Origin of the sequence: Amycolatopsis sp. NPDC004079, from assembly GCF_040610415.1 — a bacterium.
Classification (GTDB): domain Bacteria; phylum Actinomycetota; class Actinomycetes; order Mycobacteriales; family Pseudonocardiaceae; genus Amycolatopsis; species Amycolatopsis halotolerans.
The window spans coordinates 14588-31451 of sequence record NZ_JBEXMH010000035.1; the positions used below are offsets into that span (position 1 = coordinate 14588).

The 16864-nt window shown below is 70.3% G+C and carries 17 protein-coding genes; 11 read left to right on the plus strand and 6 right to left on the minus strand.

Translation table 11 applies throughout. The features are described from left to right. Positions 1–8: 8 nt before the first annotated feature. From ABZX37_RS29895 to ABZX37_RS29910, 4 genes are read right to left on the minus strand one after another with little or no spacing between them, the layout of a single operon-like run. Positions 9–1118, minus strand: coding sequence for an alpha/beta hydrolase (locus ABZX37_RS29895; protein WP_354745122.1), 1110 nt, complete (start codon positions 1116–1118; stop codon positions 9–11). Beyond that, complete coding sequence (locus tag ABZX37_RS29900; protein ID WP_354745124.1) at positions 1115–1885, minus strand: 2-oxo acid dehydrogenase subunit E2; 771 nt, start codon at positions 1883–1885, stop codon at positions 1115–1117. Before ABZX37_RS29900 ends, ABZX37_RS29895 begins: the two co-directional genes overlap by 4 nt. A 20-nt stretch (positions 1886–1905) precedes the next feature. Beyond that, positions 1906–2928, minus strand: a complete 1023-nt coding sequence (locus ABZX37_RS29905; RefSeq protein WP_354745126.1) for a 3-oxoacyl-ACP synthase III family protein — start codon at positions 2926–2928, stop codon at positions 1906–1908. Further along, the gene (locus ABZX37_RS29910; RefSeq protein WP_354745128.1) at positions 2925–3392 is read right to left on the minus strand and encodes a hypothetical protein; all 468 of its coding nucleotides are present in this window, start codon (positions 3390–3392) and stop codon (positions 2925–2927) included. The genes ABZX37_RS29905 and ABZX37_RS29910 overlap by 4 nt, the downstream gene beginning before the upstream one ends. A 213-nt stretch (positions 3393–3605) precedes the next feature. Here ABZX37_RS29910 and ABZX37_RS29915 point away from each other — a divergent pair, with 213 nt between their 5' ends. After that, complete coding sequence (locus tag ABZX37_RS29915) at positions 3606–4817, plus strand: cytochrome P450 (protein WP_354745130.1); 1212 nt, start codon at positions 3606–3608, stop codon at positions 4815–4817. 461 nt (positions 4818–5278) lie between these two features. Here ABZX37_RS29915 and ABZX37_RS29920 read toward each other — a convergent pair whose 3' ends face one another. Together ABZX37_RS29920 and ABZX37_RS29925 are read right to left on the minus strand one after the other, a co-directional pair. Continuing rightward, positions 5279–5536, minus strand: coding sequence for a hypothetical protein (locus ABZX37_RS29920; protein WP_354745132.1), 258 nt, complete (start codon positions 5534–5536; stop codon positions 5279–5281). Further along, entirely contained in the window at positions 5533–6072 is a 540-nt protein-coding gene (locus ABZX37_RS29925; protein WP_354745134.1) for an RNA polymerase sigma factor, read from the minus strand. The genes ABZX37_RS29920 and ABZX37_RS29925 overlap by 4 nt, the downstream gene beginning before the upstream one ends. 383 nt (positions 6073–6455) lie before the next feature. Here ABZX37_RS29925 and ABZX37_RS29930 point away from each other — a divergent pair, with 383 nt between their 5' ends. The 10 genes from ABZX37_RS29930 (at position 6456) to ABZX37_RS29975 (ending at position 16861) form a co-directional block, all read left to right on the plus strand. Continuing rightward, the gene (locus tag ABZX37_RS29930) at positions 6456–7337 is read left to right on the plus strand and encodes a nitroreductase/quinone reductase family protein (RefSeq protein ID WP_354745136.1); all 882 of its coding nucleotides are present in this window, start codon (positions 6456–6458) and stop codon (positions 7335–7337) included. Between the two features lie 603 nt (positions 7338–7940). Then, positions 7941–9491: a sugar transferase gene (locus tag ABZX37_RS29935; protein WP_354745138.1), complete on the plus strand. Its 1551-nt coding sequence runs from the start codon at positions 7941–7943 to the stop codon at positions 9489–9491. 157 nt (positions 9492–9648) lie between these two features. Then, positions 9649–10260, plus strand: a complete 612-nt coding sequence (locus tag ABZX37_RS29940) for a malonic semialdehyde reductase (protein WP_354745140.1) — start codon at positions 9649–9651, stop codon at positions 10258–10260. A gap of 155 nt (positions 10261–10415) precedes the next feature. Then, a complete protein-coding gene (thrS, locus tag ABZX37_RS29945; RefSeq protein ID WP_354745142.1) occupies positions 10416–12443 on the plus strand; it encodes a threonine--tRNA ligase in 2028 nt (675 codons plus the stop codon). Beyond that, positions 12440–12982 carry an HIT domain-containing protein gene (locus ABZX37_RS29950; protein ID WP_354745144.1) on the plus strand — a complete coding sequence of 181 codons (543 nt, stop codon included), beginning with the start codon at positions 12440–12442 and terminating at the stop codon, positions 12980–12982. The genes thrS and ABZX37_RS29950 overlap by 4 nt, the downstream gene beginning before the upstream one ends. Before the next feature lie 50 nt (positions 12983–13032). Then, the gene (locus ABZX37_RS29955; protein WP_354745146.1) at positions 13033–13563 is read left to right on the plus strand and encodes a MarR family transcriptional regulator; all 531 of its coding nucleotides are present in this window, start codon (positions 13033–13035) and stop codon (positions 13561–13563) included. Positions 13564–13663: 100 nt separating this feature from the next. Continuing rightward, the gene (gene pgsA / locus ABZX37_RS29960) at positions 13664–14311 is read left to right on the plus strand and encodes a phosphatidylinositol phosphate synthase (RefSeq protein WP_344277063.1); all 648 of its coding nucleotides are present in this window, start codon (positions 13664–13666) and stop codon (positions 14309–14311) included. Next, positions 14308–15219: a phosphatidylinositol mannoside acyltransferase gene (locus ABZX37_RS29965; protein WP_354745154.1), complete on the plus strand. Its 912-nt coding sequence runs from the start codon at positions 14308–14310 to the stop codon at positions 15217–15219. The genes pgsA and ABZX37_RS29965 overlap by 4 nt, the downstream gene beginning before the upstream one ends. A gap of 17 nt (positions 15220–15236) precedes the next feature. Then, entirely contained in the window at positions 15237–16379 is a 1143-nt protein-coding gene (locus tag ABZX37_RS29970) for a glycosyltransferase family 4 protein (protein WP_354745272.1), read from the plus strand. Then, positions 16376–16861, plus strand: coding sequence for an NUDIX hydrolase (locus ABZX37_RS29975; protein WP_354745156.1), 486 nt, complete (start codon positions 16376–16378; stop codon positions 16859–16861). Before ABZX37_RS29970 ends, ABZX37_RS29975 begins: the two co-directional genes overlap by 4 nt. Positions 16862–16864 lie beyond the last annotated feature (3 nt).

Consider the following 16864-nt stretch of genomic DNA (forward strand, 5'->3'; position numbering starts at 1 on the left):
CTCCCAGCTCATCGCGCATTGACGGGGGTCGGTCGCGCGCCGGTCAACCGGCGTCGGACTCGCAGCAGGTGCAGCAGGGCGCCCAGCACCGCTGCCCGGGTGCTCGCGGTGCCGCGCATGCGCAGCACCGAGCGCATGGCCCACAGCCCGGATTCGGTGGTGTGCGCGGGAGACCCGTGCACGTCGTCGTTGGCGGCCAGCCACAGTTCGGGCACGTGCGCGCGCAGGTGGTTCGACTCGCCCCGCGGGATGATCTCGTCGCGACCGCTGACCAGGTAGGCAACCGGAATCCGCGGGGCGGCCAGCTGTTCAGGGGTCAGCGCCCAGCCGGGCAGCACGCTGGGCAGCCGGTCCTGTCCCACCCCGGTGAGGTGCGACAGGGTGGCCATGGTCAGGCGAGGCACCCGCCTCTGCCATTCGGCGTCGGTGAAGAACTCGGCGATCGGAGCTCCGGAGGTGACCACTCCCCGGATGCGCGGGTCGGACGCGGCGGCCCGCAGCGCGAGGTGCCCGCTGAAGCTCAGCGCCAGCGCGTAGGTGTGCGTCACGTCGGCCTGCTCGGCGATCGCGTCCAGCAACGCGGGGAACAGCTGCCAGCTGTCCGCCGTGTAGCGCGTGGTGTTCTCGCCGACGCCGGGCATTTCCGCGACCAACCCGGCCATCCCCAGCCCGGCGAGCCGGGCCAGCAGCGGGGCCCACTGCTCCTTGATGCTCACGATGCCGCCCATGACCAGCAGCACCGGGCGGGGCTGCGTGACGGAAAGGCCCACGGACCAGCACCGCACCCGGCCGCCGGGCACGGCCAGCTCCAGCCGCCGGAACCCCTTGTCGGCCGCGAACACCTCGAACGCGGCGACGCACCGGTTCAGCGCCTCCGCCCTCGCGTCGCAGTCGACAAACGGGAAGCGGGCCATGTTGTAGTACCGGCAGGCGCCCACGTGGTCGCCGCGCTCGGCCAGGTCCTGGGCCGCGCCGCTCCATTCGCCCACCCAGGAGCCCGGTCCGCCGTCGGTGTCGCGGTGCACCCGGTCCAGCACGGCCCGGTAGCGGACGGGCTTGATCCGCTGCGCCCGCGCGTGCACCTCGAAGTAGCGCTTGAGTTCGTCGACGTCGGTCACCGGGCCGCCTCCGCGGCTGCGGCCTCGTCCGTTTCGGGCCGTTCCAGGCAGGATTCCAGCGCCTGCTTGATCTCGGTCAGCACGTCCGCGGCCTCGGCCCCGTCGATGACGCGGTGATCGAACGCCAGGCTCAGCCGCATCACCGGAGCCACCGCGACCGCTCCGTCCGCCGCCACCGGCCGGTCCAGGACCCGGCCGACGCCAAGGGTCACCGTCGTCCCGCCGACCGAGTGGAACGAGTCCACTGCCCGGTGCCCCAGCGAGGTGACCGCGACGGTCCCGAACACCCGCGGCCGCCTGCCGAGCGGGCGCACTCCGAGCCGGTAGAGCACCCCGGCCACCGGCCCCGGCACCCGGTGCAGCAGGCGCACCCCCGCGTAGTCCGGCATCGTCGCCGGGTCGCTGTCGCGGTGGCGCTCCACCTGCCGCTGGATCTCTTCCAGCCCGGCGGTGTCCACGTCTTCGACCACGGTGGACAGCACCACGCGGCACCCGTCGATGTGCTTGTCCAGCGTCAGTTTCCCGTGTACCGCGGGGTAATGCGCGATCCGCGTGCCGCGCACCGCCGCGTTGGCCTCCGGATGCCGGGCCAGTACCTCGCCCGCGGCTCGCAGGACGTAACTCACCAGCGAGTACCGCTTGCCCGCCGCGGCGCGGTGGGCAAGCACGGCGGTCATGTCCACCTCGGTGTCCAGGAACACAGGTGCGAACGGCCGCACCTCGCGCAGGAACAGCAAGGTATGCCTGCGCTGCTTGGGAATGCGCATTCCCGTGCCACCTCCCGGGGTCAGGCCCGCGCCACCGCGAAGCCGGATTTGATCCACTTGCTGGACTCCACGGCCACCCCGAGCGCCCGTTCCCCTGCGGCGATCCGCGGCAGCAGCCGCTCCAGCTGGAAGAACGGCGTGGCGTTGCCGACGTTCGCCGTCTCGGTCACGCAGCTGATCTCCTCAGCCCCGTGCAGCCCGAGGTGTTCGACGATCCGTTCGGTCATCCGGCCGGACAGCTGCGGCGGCAGCAGATAGTCCACATCGGACTCTTCCCAGCCCGCCCGGTCGAGCAGCTCGGCCAGGATCTCCGCGGACATCGCGGGCACGTTCGCCTCGATCGCCTTGTAGTCCTCAGTGATCGGCGCGGAGCCGTCCCGGTTGCCCGCCGCGCCGAACCACTCGACGACCTGGGCCGGGTCCCGGCCGAGACCGGTCAGCCGGACGAACGCCTCGACCAGTTCCGGAGCCTCGCCGTCGTCGGCGGTGCTCAGCACGGCAGCGCCGACGCCGTCGCCGAACAGCAGGGTGCTCACTGTTTCCGCCGGGGGTAGTTCGGTGATGTCCATGGCCAGGTCCACGTGCTTGGCGCACATGTCACCGCCGAGCACCAGCGCGGTCCGGTGCGCCCCGCCTTCGAGCAGCCGCCGGGCCAGCTCCAGCGCCTGGATCGCGCCGGAACAGCCGGACTGCAGCTGGTAGGCGGGCACGTCGTTGATGCCGAGCCGCTCGGCGGCCATCGTCACCGTCGCAGGCACCAGTGCGTCCGGAGTGGACGTGGCCAGCACCATCACGTCGACCTCGGCGGGAGCCACGTTCGCGGCGGACAGCGCCCGGCCGCCCGCGGTGGCGGCGAGCCCGGCGAGGTCGGTGCGCACCGTTCCGGTGTCCAGGTCGACCGACAGATGCCGGGTGCGGGTGCCGATGAAGGTGTCCGCCCATTGCACCCACGCCTCGTTGGTGCCGAAATGCGCGGCGAGCCGCGCGTTGCTCAGCGGCGGTCCGGGCAGCGCGGTGCCGACGGCACGCACGTGGACGGTCACGATTCGGCGCCGGGCTCGTCCCACAGGGCCATTTCGACCTCGACGGTGAAGTCGGTGGGCGGGCCGATCAGTTTCCAGCGCCGGTACCCGGTCTTGCCGGCCAGCTCGCCGGTCAGCCCCTTGACCGGGAATTGCACCCAGCCGCCCTTGACCATAGCGATGTAGTCCACGACCGCGTAGCCGACGAGCGTGCCGGCGGGCATGGTGACGACCTCGTGGTAGGAAGCCGTGAGATGGCCGTCCTCCGGCCGCGGCAGCTGTTCCACCGACAGTCCGTACGCCTGGCCGATGACCTTGCCGTCCTTGTCGGCGATGTTGTTGTAGTAGACGCCGGACACTCCGGGACCGGGAACGCCGGTCTCGCCGGTGAGCTGTTTCGTATAAAACGATTTCTCGATCAAACCGGAGTAGGTGATGGCCCCGTCCGCCGCCGCGGCCGGGATCGCGTCGCTTTCCAGTGTCATATTCTTCCTTCGCCGTCCGGGTGGCCGGAACACTTGGCACCGGCCGCACTTCACTGCCGTCGACGGATTATGGGGAAGAGGGGCTAAAAGCCTCTTGTGTCGCTCTTAAGACCCTCTTGCGGCGGCATTGGGCGAATCGGCTCAAGCGATTGCTCCGCGCCGTTGAACAGCACGCTAAGCGAATCTTTAGCGCTGCGGTCAATCCTTCGATGCATGACCGAAGCAGCGGAAACGGCTATTCCCGCATTCCCGATGCCGCGCGGATGCCCCTTCGCGCCGCCCGCGGGCTACCACGAACTCCGGGCCGAGCGGCCGGTCAGCCGGGTCGTCCTGCCGACCGGCCGGACCTGCTGGCTGGTCACCAGTTACGAGCACGCGCGTCCGTTGCTGGCCGACCCCCGGGTGAGTTCGCGCCGCGCCGACCCGGGTTATCCCGCGCTGGCTCCCGGCGCGGCGGCGTTGAGCGAGCACACGAAGGGCTGGCTCACCTGGATGGACCCGCCCGAGCACACGGCGCATCGCCGGATGGTGCTGCGCGAGTTCACCGTGCGGCGGGTGCAGGCGATGCGGCCGCGCATCCAGCGGATCGTCGACGAACGGCTGGACGCGATGCTGGCCGCCGGGGGACCGGCGGACCTGGTGGCGGAACTGTCGTTGCCGGTCCCGTCGCTGGTGATCTGCGAACTGCTCGGCGTGCCCTACGCCGACTGGAACACGTTCCAGCGGAACACTGCCGTCGCGGCGCGCTTCGACAGCACGATGGAAGAACGGATCGCCGCGCTCGGAGAGGTGCGTGCCTACCTGGACCGGCTGGTCGCCGACAAGGAGACCGACCCGGCGGAAGACCTGCTCAGCAGGCTGATCGTCGGTTACCAAGAGGCAGGCGACTATGACCACGACCACCTGACCAGCCTGGCCACCCAGCTGCTCATCGGTGGACACGAAACCACCGCGAACATGATCTCGCTCGGCGTGCTCGCGCTGCTGGAGCACCCTGAGCAGCTGGCCGCGCTCACCGCCGACGCCGGCCTGATGCCGGCCGCGGTCGAGGAATTGCTGCGCTATTTCAGCATCGCCGACGTGGTGACCGGCCGGGTGGCGCTCGCCGACATCGAGATCGGCGACGTGGTGATCGGCGCGGGCGACGGCCTCTACCTGCCGTTGGCCGCGGCCAACCACGACGGCGCGGCCTACCGGAATCCGCACGAGCTGGACATCCACCGGGACTCCCGCGGCCATCTCGCGTTCGGGCACGGGATTCACCAGTGCGTCGGGCAGCAGCTGGCGCGGCTGGAACTGGCCGTCACGTACCGCAGTCTGTTCGAGCGCATCCCCGGCCTGCGGACGACGGTCCCGGCGACGGAACTGAGGTACCGGGACAACGCGACGATCTTCGGCGTCGCCGAGGTTCCGGTCACGTGGTGAGCGGCGGCTGACGCGGACCGGGCCTCCGATTCGGTCATGGCACGGCCGGGCGCGCAGGCGGCCCGCTGGCGGAAGACGGGGCGGTACCGGCTGAAATCTGCCCGGCGGCGGCGAAGCGCTTCCGGCGGCGGTTTCTGCTCGGCCCGAGAAGAGCCTTGGCCAATGCCTGAATCTGGCCGGCTGCCCGGGCCTTGGCACCCGCGCCGGTCCGGCCGCCTTCCGGCCGCTGTGCCGCGCGCACCTGGCTGAAGTCCTGGCCCAGACGAGTGCTCACCACCGCCCGGGCGGCTGGAGTGGCGAGCGCAGCATTCAACGACAACGGGAGGTGCGCTCCGACGCCGGTGGCCGGAAACCGGCGAGGCGTCGTGGTCGCTCTCTTTCCGTTGCCGCGGCGGCTCCGCCGTCGGACCGGCTGTGGCGACTTCCGGTATTTTCAACGCCAGCCGTCGTCAGCGGGCCGGTCAGGGGCCTCCCCTCGACAGACGGCACACCCCGTCCTCGCAGGTTCGCTCCAGCCGGCCGCGCGACAGGGTCTGCGCCAGCCCGATCGCCCAGCACGTCGGGCATCCGCGCAGGGTCAGCACGCCCAGCGGCAGCGCCAGCAGGCTGATCCAGCCGACGACCGGGGCCAAGGCGATCGACGTGGCGATCAGGCCGAATCCGGCGAACCCGCGCGCGAGGTGGACCGGCAGGGACTTGCTGGCGTACGACGTGCTCATCGGGCTTCCTCCGGGAGATCCAGGCAAGCGCGGACGGCGGCGCGGGCGCGGTGCAGCCGTGACTTCATCGCGGCGGTGCTCAAGCCCAGCGACTTGGCGACGGTCTTTCCCGGCAGGCCTTGGATGTCGCGCATGATCAGCACCCCGCGCTGGTCGTCGGGCAGCGACGCGATGGCGGCGGACAGGCGTTCGACCTCCAGCCTGCTCAGCACGTCGTCCTCGGCGGACGGGCCCGCGGTGTCCGGGATCGGTTCGTCGCGCCGCACCAGAGCCCGCGCCCGGCGCAGGCACTCGTTGCGGACGATGCGGAACATCCACGACGCGAGCGCGGCCGTCGCGCGCAGGGTTCCGATCTTGCGGAACAGGACGATCATCGCCTCCTGCGCCGCGTCCTCGGCGTCCTGGCTGCTCGCGCACAGCGAGAACGCGAAGCGCCGGACGTGCGGGTACGCGCCGGACACCAGTACGGCGATCGACGCCTCGTCGCCGCGTTGCGCCGCCAGGACGAGCTGGTCGGCGGGCCACGGCTCAGCCACGCTTCGACCTGCCGCGCGCTCGCAGGAACACCACGCAGCTGCACACCAGAACCGCCACGACCACTACCGCGACAATGACTGCGGTCATCGAACCTCCTTCGACGCGTCGGCCTTGTGGCCGCACGTCCATAAGAGCGATCGGCCCGGCGAAAGGATTCAGCCGCGCGAAGATCCGCGGCTGTGCTAACTTAGCCGTGCGCCCCATATGGGCCTACGCATGGAGGTAGCGGCTAACCAGCCAGCACAGAGATCGGGCTCTCCGTCTCTCGCAGTTCCGCGGATCCGTCAGCCGGATCACTGCGCCATGCTTGTGCCTGCGGGGTCTTTTCGCGTCCTGTCCTGTGCTCGATGCCTCCTTTCCGGAAACAGTCGAAAGGAATTGTGTGAGCAACGATTTTCACCGCCGGCTCATTGCCGAGTTCCGCGCGAACCGCGGTGTGCTGAGCGGCATGTTCGAGGGATGGTCGCTGGCGGTGCTGACGACGATCGGCGCGAGGAGCGGCCTGGACCGGGAGGTGCTGCTCGGCTACCTGCGGATCGACGGCAACGGCGTGGTCGTCGCTTCGGCGAACGGGGCGGACCGCAATCCCGCTTGGTACCACAACATTCGGCGGAATCCGAGGGTGACCGTCGAGACCGGCAGCGACACGTATCAGGCGATGGCGGCCATTCCGCGGGGAGCCGCGTACGAGAGGCTTTTCGCGCAAGTGGTCGCCGAAGCTCCGGGCTACGGCGATTATCAGGCGAAGACGACCCGTGAGATTCCGGTGGTCGTATTGCATCGGATCGACGAGCGCGTCAAAGGAATGGGGGATTGGCTCGTCGAAGTGCACCAATGGTTTCGCAGCGAGTTGCGGGCGCTGCGCGAGCAGGCGGACGGCTTGGTCAACGGCCGTGCGACCGCGATTGTCCGGCCGAAACCGGACTTGGCTCAGGAGATGCGCACGCACTGTCTCAGCTTCTGCACCGCGCTGCGCCGCCATCACGTCGGCGAGGACTCGGTGGTGTTCCCTTCGCTGGCGACGCAGTTCCCGGCGCTCGCCCCGGCCATCGCGCAGCTCGCCGAGCAGCATCACGTGGTCGCGCGGCTGCGGGACTCGATCCGGGAGCTGGTCGACGGCTTCGTCCCGGGCGAATCCGACCCGGGGAGGCTGCGGACCGAACTGGAGCGGCTCGCCGGTGAACTGGAGGCGCACTTCGACTTCGAGGAGCAAGCCGTGGTGACCGCGCTCAACGCGACGGCCGCGGCACCGCCGACGGCCTGAGCGAAGACCTGCGCTTTTCGAGTGTCCAGTGTGGACCTGGCCCCGCCGCGAAGGCGGGTTCCGGGCTAATCCGGGAGAAATGTGCGGGGAGGGGTCCCGGCGCGGCGGAGAGCGCGCGGAGAATGGTTCAGACCACCCGAATGGTCGAAGACCGGACGTCCTGCGCATTTCGGAGCGGATTGCATTGCGGGCAAAGGAAATCGGCGAGTCGGCGCAGAGCTTGTGCCCGAACGGCGGTTGGAGCGGGTTAACCCGCGGCAGGTGACCCGCACGGGGGAGCTGAATCGGCTGCGGGCCTGCTGGGCCGTTCGGTGTAGGTAGTGGGAAACTTGACTACTGCGAGTAGTTTCGGTTGCCGAGTCAGCGTGACCCATCGTGACATTCCCGTTATCTTCCCGGTGCTTCTTGACGGGGAAGACTCGCAGGCCGTGGCTGGAAAATCTCTGTAACACCGCTCGCTGACCACCCGATACCTTGGCGAGTGTCACACCTTCGGCGACAGTGGGCCGAACCGTCTCATGATCACTGATTGTGATTGACGGTCCTGACTCAGTGTGCTGGTGGCGATCAGGTCCGGGGAGCTTGCGTAGCGCGGGAGGACTGATGGAAGAACCGGTGCGGCCTTGGCCCGCGGACGGCATGGCGCTGCCGAGGGTCGACCTCAGGGCGGTCCCCGCACCGCCGGTCGACGTGGCGGCCCCGCCGCCCGGCCGTGCCGCCGACGACCGGCTTGACCCGGCGACGGTCTGTCCGGCGGAGGGAGATCCGCCGAAAACGCACGCCGCGGAATGGGAGAAACGGTACCGCCGGACCGTGATCGCGTCGGATCTCGTCGCGGCCTGCGTGGTGATCGCGATCAGCGCGTTCATCATCGACCGCGTCGCTCCGCACGACATGCACGCGTTCGGCACCGCTTTCGCGATCCTGTGCGCCCTTCCGGTCAGCCGGGCCTGGAGCGCGCGGGTGCTGGGGGAGGGCCCCGAGGAGTACCGGACGCTGGGCCGGGCGCTGATCACCGCGGCCGTGCTGGTCGCGTTCGGCGGATTGTTGTTCGGTGCGCTCGAAGTGCAGCCTTGGGTGTTTTTCGTAGTCCCGGCCGTCGCATTGGTGTTGTTTCCCCAGCGCTATGTGCTCCGGCAGATTCTGCACCGGAGACGGCGGCGCGGGCTGTGCCTGCTGCCGGTGATGGCGGCGGGCGACGCGGAAACCGTCGCCGACCTCATCAGGCGGACCCGGACCGAAGCGCACGTCGGGTGGCGGGTCGAGGCGGTCTGCACGTCCACTGGGCACGGCGAGATCGAGGGCGTTCCGGTCGTCGGACGGCTCGAAGAGCTTTCCCGGCACGTGCGCCGCGGCGGATACCGCGTCGTCGCCATCGCGGCCGACCAGTACTGGAACCCGGAGCGGCTGCAGCGGCTCGCCTGGGATCTCGAAGGCACGTCGTCGGAAATGGTCGTCGCGCCGGTGCTGATGGAGGTCGCCGGACCGCGGCTGAATGTCAGCGGAGTGCTCGGCATGCCGCTGCTGCGGGTCACCGCGCCCGCGTTCACCGGCGGACGCCGGCTGGTCAAGGAGGTCGTCGACCGCTGCGGCGCGGCGTTGCTGCTCGCGCTGTTTTCGCCGCTGCTGCTGGCGATCGCGGTAGCGGTGAAGGCGGGCGACCGGGGTCCGGTGATCTACCGGCAGCGGCGCATCGGCAAGGACGGCGAAGCCTTCACGATGCTCAAATTCCGCACCATGGTCGTGAACGCGCACCTGATCCGGCACGATCTGGAGACGGCGAACGAGGGCGCGGGGCCGCTGTTCAAGATGAAGAAGGACCCGCGGGTCACGAAGGTCGGCGGGCTGCTGCGCCGGTATTCGCTCGACGAATTGCCGCAGTTGTTCAATGTCGTCGCGGGACGGATGTCACTGGTCGGGCCGCGGCCGCCGCTGCCGGAGGAGACGGCGACGTACGCCCCGGCCGCGCGCCGCAGGCTGCTGGTGAAGCCGGGGCTGACCGGGCTGTGGCAGGTGAGCGGGCGCAGCGATCTGTCGTGGGACGAGAGCATCCGGCTCGACCTGCGCTACGTCGAGGACTGGTCGCTGGCTCTCGATCTGGTGATCCTCTGGAAGACCTTCCGTGCCGTGCTGGCCGGGCAGGGTGCCTACTGACCTGCGAGAATTCCGTTGACGACGGCCGTCGGTCCCGCGCGGGCCGGCGGCTGTCGCCCGTGCGCTGAGTCACAACCGCGCCGGACGAGAAATAGTCAAGCGTTCAACCATGTTGGTGCCGTGCGTAGGCGACAGCACGGGAAGGAACGCCGAACCGATGACTACTTTCGCAGAGTCCGAGCAACTGCAGGTGCCCGCCGAGGTGCAGGACCTGCTGTTCCGCGAAGCGCGCACGGCCAACAACTTCAGCGCCGAGCCGGTGACCGACGAGCAGGTCCGCGCGATCTACGACCTCGTCAAGTGGGCCCCGACCTCGATGAACACCCAGCCGCTGCGCGCGCTGGTGATCCGCAGCGACGAGGCGAGGCAGCGCCTGCTACCGCACCTGGCCGAGGGCAACCGCGCCAAGACCGAGGCCGCGCCGCTGACCGTGATCCTGGCCGCGGACGTCGACTTCCACGAGAACATCCCGCAGATCTTCCCGCACAACCCGGGCGTGAAGGACAACTTCGCCGACGAGTCCGGCCGCGTCGAGTTCTCCAAGCTGAACTCGCTGCTGCAGGTCGGCTACTTCATCATCGGCGTGCGCGCCGCCGGACTGGCCGCGGGCCCGATGACCGGCTTCGACGCCGCGGGCGTGGACAAGGAGTTCTTCTCCGGCAACAACTGGCGTTCGCTCGTCGTGGTGAACGTCGGCAAGCCGGGCGAGAACCCGTGGTTCGACCGCCTGCCGCGGCTCGACTTCGACCAGGTCGTCGACACGCTCTGACCCTTCTTTCGCCGCCGGAAGGCCGCCCCGCACGCCGGGGGCGGCCTTCCGGCGTCCGCGGGCAGTGTTGGCTGACGGCGGTCGAATCGGGTTCATCGCCGCCGACTAGCATCAGCGGAAGCCGTTTCAGTCACTTCTCCCGAAGGAGCCCGATCGTGTCCCAGCCGTCGTCAGTAGCCGCCGTACCCGCCCCGCGCGTGGTGGTGCCGGCGGGCACTACGGCGGGCGCCGCGGTGCGCGAAGCCGGGCTGCCCACCAAGGGCCCGGACACGATCGTCGTCGTGCGCGACGCCGACGGGAAGCTCCGCGACCTCGCGTGGAGCCCGGAAGCCGAGGCGCTGGTCGAAGCGGTCGCGGCGAACACCGAGGACGGCCGCAGCGTGATCCGGCACTCCGCCGCGCACGTGCTCGCCCAGGCCGTGCAGCAGGAATTCCCGGACGCCAAGCTCGGCATCGGCCCGCCGGTGCGCGACGGCTTCTACTACGACTTCGCCGTCGAAAAGCCGTTCACGCCCGAGGATCTGCAGAAGCTCGAGAAGCGGATGAAGCAGATCGTCAAGGGCGCGCAGCAGTTCTCGCGCCGCGTCTTCGACTCCGTCGACGAAGCAAAGGAAGAGCTGAAGGACGAGCCGTTCAAGCTCGAGCTGGTGGACATCAAGTCCGATGTGGACACCACCGAGGTGATGGAGGTCGGCGGCGGCGAGCTGACCATCTACGACAACCTCGACCCGCGCACCAAGGAACGCGTGTGGAGCGACCTCTGCCGCGGCCCGCACGTGCCCACCACCAAGTTCATCCCGGCCTTCAAGCTCACCCGGGTGGCCGCCGCGTACTGGCGCGGCAGCGAGAAAAACCCGCAGCTGCAACGGATCTACGGCACCGCGTGGGAATCGGCCGAGGCGCAGGACGCCCACCTCGAGCGCATCGCCGAGGCGGAGCGCCGCGACCACCGCAAGCTCGGCGCGGAGCTGGACCTGTTCTCCTTCCCCGAGGAGATCGGCTCCGGGCTTCCGGTGTTCCACCCCAAGGGCGGCATCATCCGCCGCGAGCTGGAGAACTACTCGCGCCGCAGGCACGAGGAGGCCGGCTACGAGTTCGTGAACACGCCGCACATCTCCAAGGGCGACCTGTTCCACACCTCCGGGCACCTGCCGTACTACGCGGACACCATGTTCCCGCCGGTGCAGTTCGAGGAAGAGGACTACTACCTCAAGGCCATGAACTGCCCGATGCACAACCTGATCTTCCGCTCGCGCGGGCGGTCCTACCGCGAACTGCCGCTGCGTCTGTTCGAGTTCGGCACCGTCTACCGCTACGAGAAGTCCGGCGTCGTGCACGGCCTCACCCGCGTGCGCGGCCTGACGATGGACGACTCGCACATCTACTGCACCAAGGAGCAGATGCCGTCCGAACTGCGGTCGCTGCTCAAGTTCGTGCTGGACCTGCTGGCCGACTACGGCCTGTCCGACTTCTACCTCGAACTGTCCACCCGAGGGGACTCGGACAAGTTCATCGGCGAGGACTGGGAGTGGGAGGAGGCCACCGAGACGCTGCGCCAGGCCGCCGTCGACTCCGGCCTCGAACTGGTGCCGGACCCGGGCGGCGCGGCCTTCTACGGCCCGAAGATCTCGGTGCAGGCGAAGGACGCCATCGGCCGCACCTGGCAGATGTCGACCATCCAGCTGGACTTCAACCAGAACAAGCGCTTCGGCCTGGAGTACACCGCGTCCGACGGCAGCCGCCAGCGGCCGATCATGATCCACCGCGCGCTGTTCGGGTCGATCGAGCGGTTCTTCGGCGTGCTGACCGAGCACTACGCGGGCGCGTTCCCGGCGTGGCTGTCGCCGGTGCAGACGGTCGCCATCCCGATCACCGCCGACCAGGTCGAGTACCTGCGCGGCGTGGAGAAGGCGTTGCGCGCCAAGGGGATCCGCGTCGAGGTCGACGCGAGCGACGACCGGATGCAGAAGAAGATCCGCACGCACACCACGCAGAAGGTGCCGTTCCTGCTGCTGGCCGGCGCGAAGGACGCGGAGGCGGGCGCGGTGTCGTTCCGGTTCCGCGACGGCGGCCAGATCAACGGCGTCCCGGTGGACCAGGCGGTCGAGGCGATCGCCGAATGGATCGAGCGCCGGGAGAACGCGTCGCCGTCGGCCGAGGCCGTGGAGAAGATCCTGAAGTGACCGAGCCGGAACTCGTCGAACAGGACGGGGTCGGGGTCCCGGACGCGCTGCAGCGGCTGTGGACCCCGCACCGGATGGCCTACATCCGCGGCCAGGACAAGCCCGAGGGCGAGGAGCCCGACGGCTGTCCGTTCTGCCGCCTGCCCGGGCTCGGCGACGACAAGCGCGCGCTGATCGTCGCGCGCGGCGAAACCGTGTTCGCGGTCCTGAACCTGTACCCGTACAACCCGGGGCACCTGATGGTGGTCCCGTACCGGCACGTCGCGGACTACCCCGACCTCACGCCTGAGGAGACGCGCGAGCTGGCCGAGTTCACGCAGCACGCGATGGGCGTGATCCGGGCGGTGTCGGCGGCGCACGGGTTCAACATCGGGATGAACCAGGGCGTGATCGCCGGGGCGGGCATCGCCGCGCACCTGCACCAGCACCTGGTGCCGCGCTGGGGCGGCGACGCGAACTTCATGCCGGTGATCGGCCACACGAAGGTGCTGCCGCAGCTGCTGGGCGAAACCCGCGACCTGCTCGCGGGCGCGTGGTGAGGCCCGTCGCGCCGCGGTAATTGAGTGCTCAACCAGCGTATGATGACGATATGTCCGAACCACGCTGGCTGACCGACGACGAGCAGCGGGTCTGGCGCTCCTACGCCCAGGCCAGCTCGCTGCTGCACGCCCACCTCGAAGGACAGCTGCAGCACGAGTCGGGCATGCCGCACACGTACTACGAGGTGCTCGTCGCGCTGTCCGAAGCGGACGGACGGCGGCTGCGGATGAGCGAACTCGCGTCGGTGCGCGGTTCGTCGCGCAGCAGGCTGTCGCACGCGGTGGCGCGGCTGGAGGCCAAGGGCTGGGTCCAGCGCGAGTCGTGCCCCACGGACAAGCGCGGGTCGTGGGCGGTGCTCACCGACTCCGGGCTCGCCGCGCTCGAAGAGGCCGCGCCCGGGCACGTCGAGGCGGTCCGGGAGACGCTGTTCGACCAGTTGAGCGCCGAGCAGGTGCGTCAGCTCGGCGAGATTTCCGAGGCGATCCTGGCCGGGTTGCGGCCCAGGTGCCAGGCCGTCCGGGAGGCCGAAGACGCCGCGGAATTCGCCGCGCCGGTCGTCGAACTGCCGAAATCCGGCTGACGTTCCGGCGGGTCGCGGGCGGGCACGTCCGGTCCGGTGAGCGGGGTCGATAGGCTTTCGTCGCCCACCCGCCCCCGAATCAGGTGCACAGACGAGGAAGATGCTCAACATTTTCGCCCGTGCCTCGGTCTCCCGCGTGACGGACCCGATCGGCGCCACCCTGGTCCGCGCCGGACTGACCCCGAACGCGATGACCGTGCTCGGCACCGCGGGCGCTGTCGCGTGCGCACTGGTCTTCTTCCCGCAGGGCATGCTGCTGTGGGGCACCTTCACCGTGTGGGGCTTCGCGATGCTAGACCTGCTCGACGGCGCGATGGCCCGCGCCCGCGGGTACGGCACGCCCTTCGGCGCGGTGCTCGACGCGACCTGCGACCGGCTGGTCGACGGCGCGCTGTTCGCCGCGATCGCGTGGTGGTGCTTCGTGCAGGACCACAACAACCGGGCCGCGGCCGCCGCGCTGATCTGTCTCGTGCTGGCCCAGGTCATTTCCTACGTCAAGGCGCGCGCCGAAGCGTCCGGCCTCGAAGCCGACGGCGGGCTGGTGGAACGCGCGGAGCGGCTCATCATCGCCCTCGTCGGCACCGGGCTGCACGGCTTGGGCGTGCCTTACACCGTCGAGATCACGCTGTGGCTGCTCGCCGTGCTGTCGGTGATCACGCTGCTGCAGCGGGCGGCGGCGGTGGCGAGCGCGGCGCGGGCGGTCGCGGCGAAACAGGCCGACTCATCGGCGGGCGGGGCGCAACCGTGAGCACACTGTCCCAGCGGCTCAGCGAATTCGGCTACGCGACGGGCTGGCGGCTCGTCAAGCGGCTGCCGGAGTCGTTCGGGTCGGCGACGTTCGCCTTCGGCGCCGACATGGCCGCCCGGCGCGGCGGCGGAGGAGTGCGGCAGCTGCGCGCGAACCTCGCCCGGGTGGTGCCGCAGGCCGGGGAGGCGGAACTGGACGAGCTGGTCCGGCGAGCGATGCGGTCGTACGCGCGGTACTGGTTCGAGACGTTCCGGCTCCCGGCGATGGACCACACGGCGGTCGCGAAGCAGGTGACGGTGACCGGCGCCGAGAACATCGACGCGGCGCTCGCCGAGGGCAACGGCGCGGTGATGACCCTGCCGCACAGCGGGAACTGGGACATCGCGGGCGTCTGGCTCGCCAGTTACGCGGGCGCCTTCACCACCGTCGCGGAGCGGCTCAAGCCCGAATCGCTGTACCGCCGGTTCGTGTCGTTCCGGGAATCGCTCGGCTTCGAGATCGTGCCGCTGACCGGCGACAGCGCGGCGATGCGGCTGCTGCTGCGGCGGCTGCGCGAGAACAAGGTGGTGGTCCTGCTGGGGGACCGGGACCTGACGTCGTCCGGGATCCCGGTGCGCTTCTTCGGCGAGCAGACGCACCTGCCGCCCGGCCCGGCGCGGCTCGCCGCCACCACCGGCGCCGCGCTGCTGCCGACCGGCTGCTGGTTCACCGAGGACGGCTGGGAGATCCGGATCCACCCGCGCATCCGCGTCACGCAGCGGGCCGAGGTGCCCGCCGCGACGCAGGCGCTGGCCGACGTGTTCGCCGGCGACATCGCCGCGCATCCGGCCGACTGGCACATGCTGCAGCCGTTCTGGCCCGCCGACGCCGCGGCAAAGGAGCCCAAGCCGCTGGAAGAAGCGAGCTGACCCGGGTGGCGCGCGGGTTGAAGATCGGGATCGTGTGCCCGTATTCGTTCGACGTTCCCGGAGGGGTCCAGGGGCACGTGATCGACCTGGCGCGGGCGCTGCTCGAGCGCGGGCACCGGGTGTCGGTGCTGGCTCCTGCGGACGAGGACGCGCAGCTGCCGGATTTCGTGCATCCGGCGGGCAAAGCACTGGGGATCCCGTACAACGGCTCGGTCGCGCGGCTGCAGTTCGGGCCCGTTTCCTACGCCCGCGTGCGGCGGTGGATCCGGGACAACGGCTTCGACGTGCTGCACCTGCACGAACCGGCCGCGCCGAGCCTGTCGCTGCTGGCGCTGAAGGTCGCGGACGGGCCGATCGTGGCCACCTTCCACACCGCGACGACGCGCTCGCGGACGCTGGCGGCGTTCCAGCCGGTGTTGCGTCCGCTGCTGGAGAAGATCACCGCGCGGATCGCGGTGTCCGCGCTGGCCCGGCGGGTGCAGGTGGAGCACGCGGGCGGCGACGCGGTCGAGATCCCGAACGGCGTCGACGTCGAGTTCTTCTCCCGGGCGCTGCCGCTGGACGGTTACCCGCGCGCGGGCGGCACGATCGGGTTCGTCGGGCGGTTCACCGAACCGCGCAAGGGCATGGACGTGCTGCTGGAGGCCGCGCGGCGGCTGCTGCCGGAGTTCGAGGACCTGCGGCTGCTCGTGGTCGGCCGCGGCGAGCCGGACCAGCTGCGGCGGATGGCCGGGCCGCGGCTGTGGCCGCACATCGAACTGCTGGGCCAGGTCGACGACGAGACGAAGGCGCGGGCGCTGCGCAGCGTGGACGTCTACTGCGCGCCGAACACGGGTGGCGAGAGCTTCGGGATGATCCTGACCGAGGCGATGGCCGCGGGCACTCCGGTGCTGGCCAGCGGCCTCGACTCGTTCCGCCGCGTGCTCGACGACGGCCATGCCGGGCTCCTCACCACGACCGGCGACCCGGCTTCGCTGGCTGACGGCCTGCGCGAACTGCTGGGCGACCCGGCGCGCCGGGCGTCGCTCGCGGCCGCGGCGGGCGAGCGGGTGACGGCGTACGACTGGGCGGTCGTGGTCACCCAGGTGCTGCGGGTGTACGAAACGGCCATCGCGGCGGATCCCCGGCTGGTCGCGGCGGGGGAGCGGGAGCTCGCGTGACGGCGCTGGTGTGGCTGCTCGTGGCGGCGGCCGCGATCGTGGTGCTCGGCGGGCTGTTCCTGGTCGCGACCGCGAACCGGCTCGACCGCCTGCACGTCCGGACCGACGCGGGCTGGGCTGCCTTGGAAGCTGCTCTCGCACGCCGGGCCGTGGTAGCGCGAGCGGTCGCCGCCGTACTGCACGACGGTGCCGACCTGCACGCCGCAGCCGCGCGAGCGGAGGGTGCCGTGCGGCCGGACCGCGAGGCCGCCGAGAACGAGTTGACGCTGGTCCTGGCCCCGATCGACCGTTCCCGGCTGCCGGTGGTGCTCGCCGAGGAACTGACCGACGCCGAACACCGGGTCGTCATCGCGCGCCGGGTGCACAACGACGCGGTGCGGGACACGCTGGCGCTGCGGCGCCGCCGGAAGGTGCGGTACTTCAAGCTGGCCGGGACCGCGCCGTTGCCGGAGTACTTCGAATTCGCCGAACCGGACCTCTGAGGC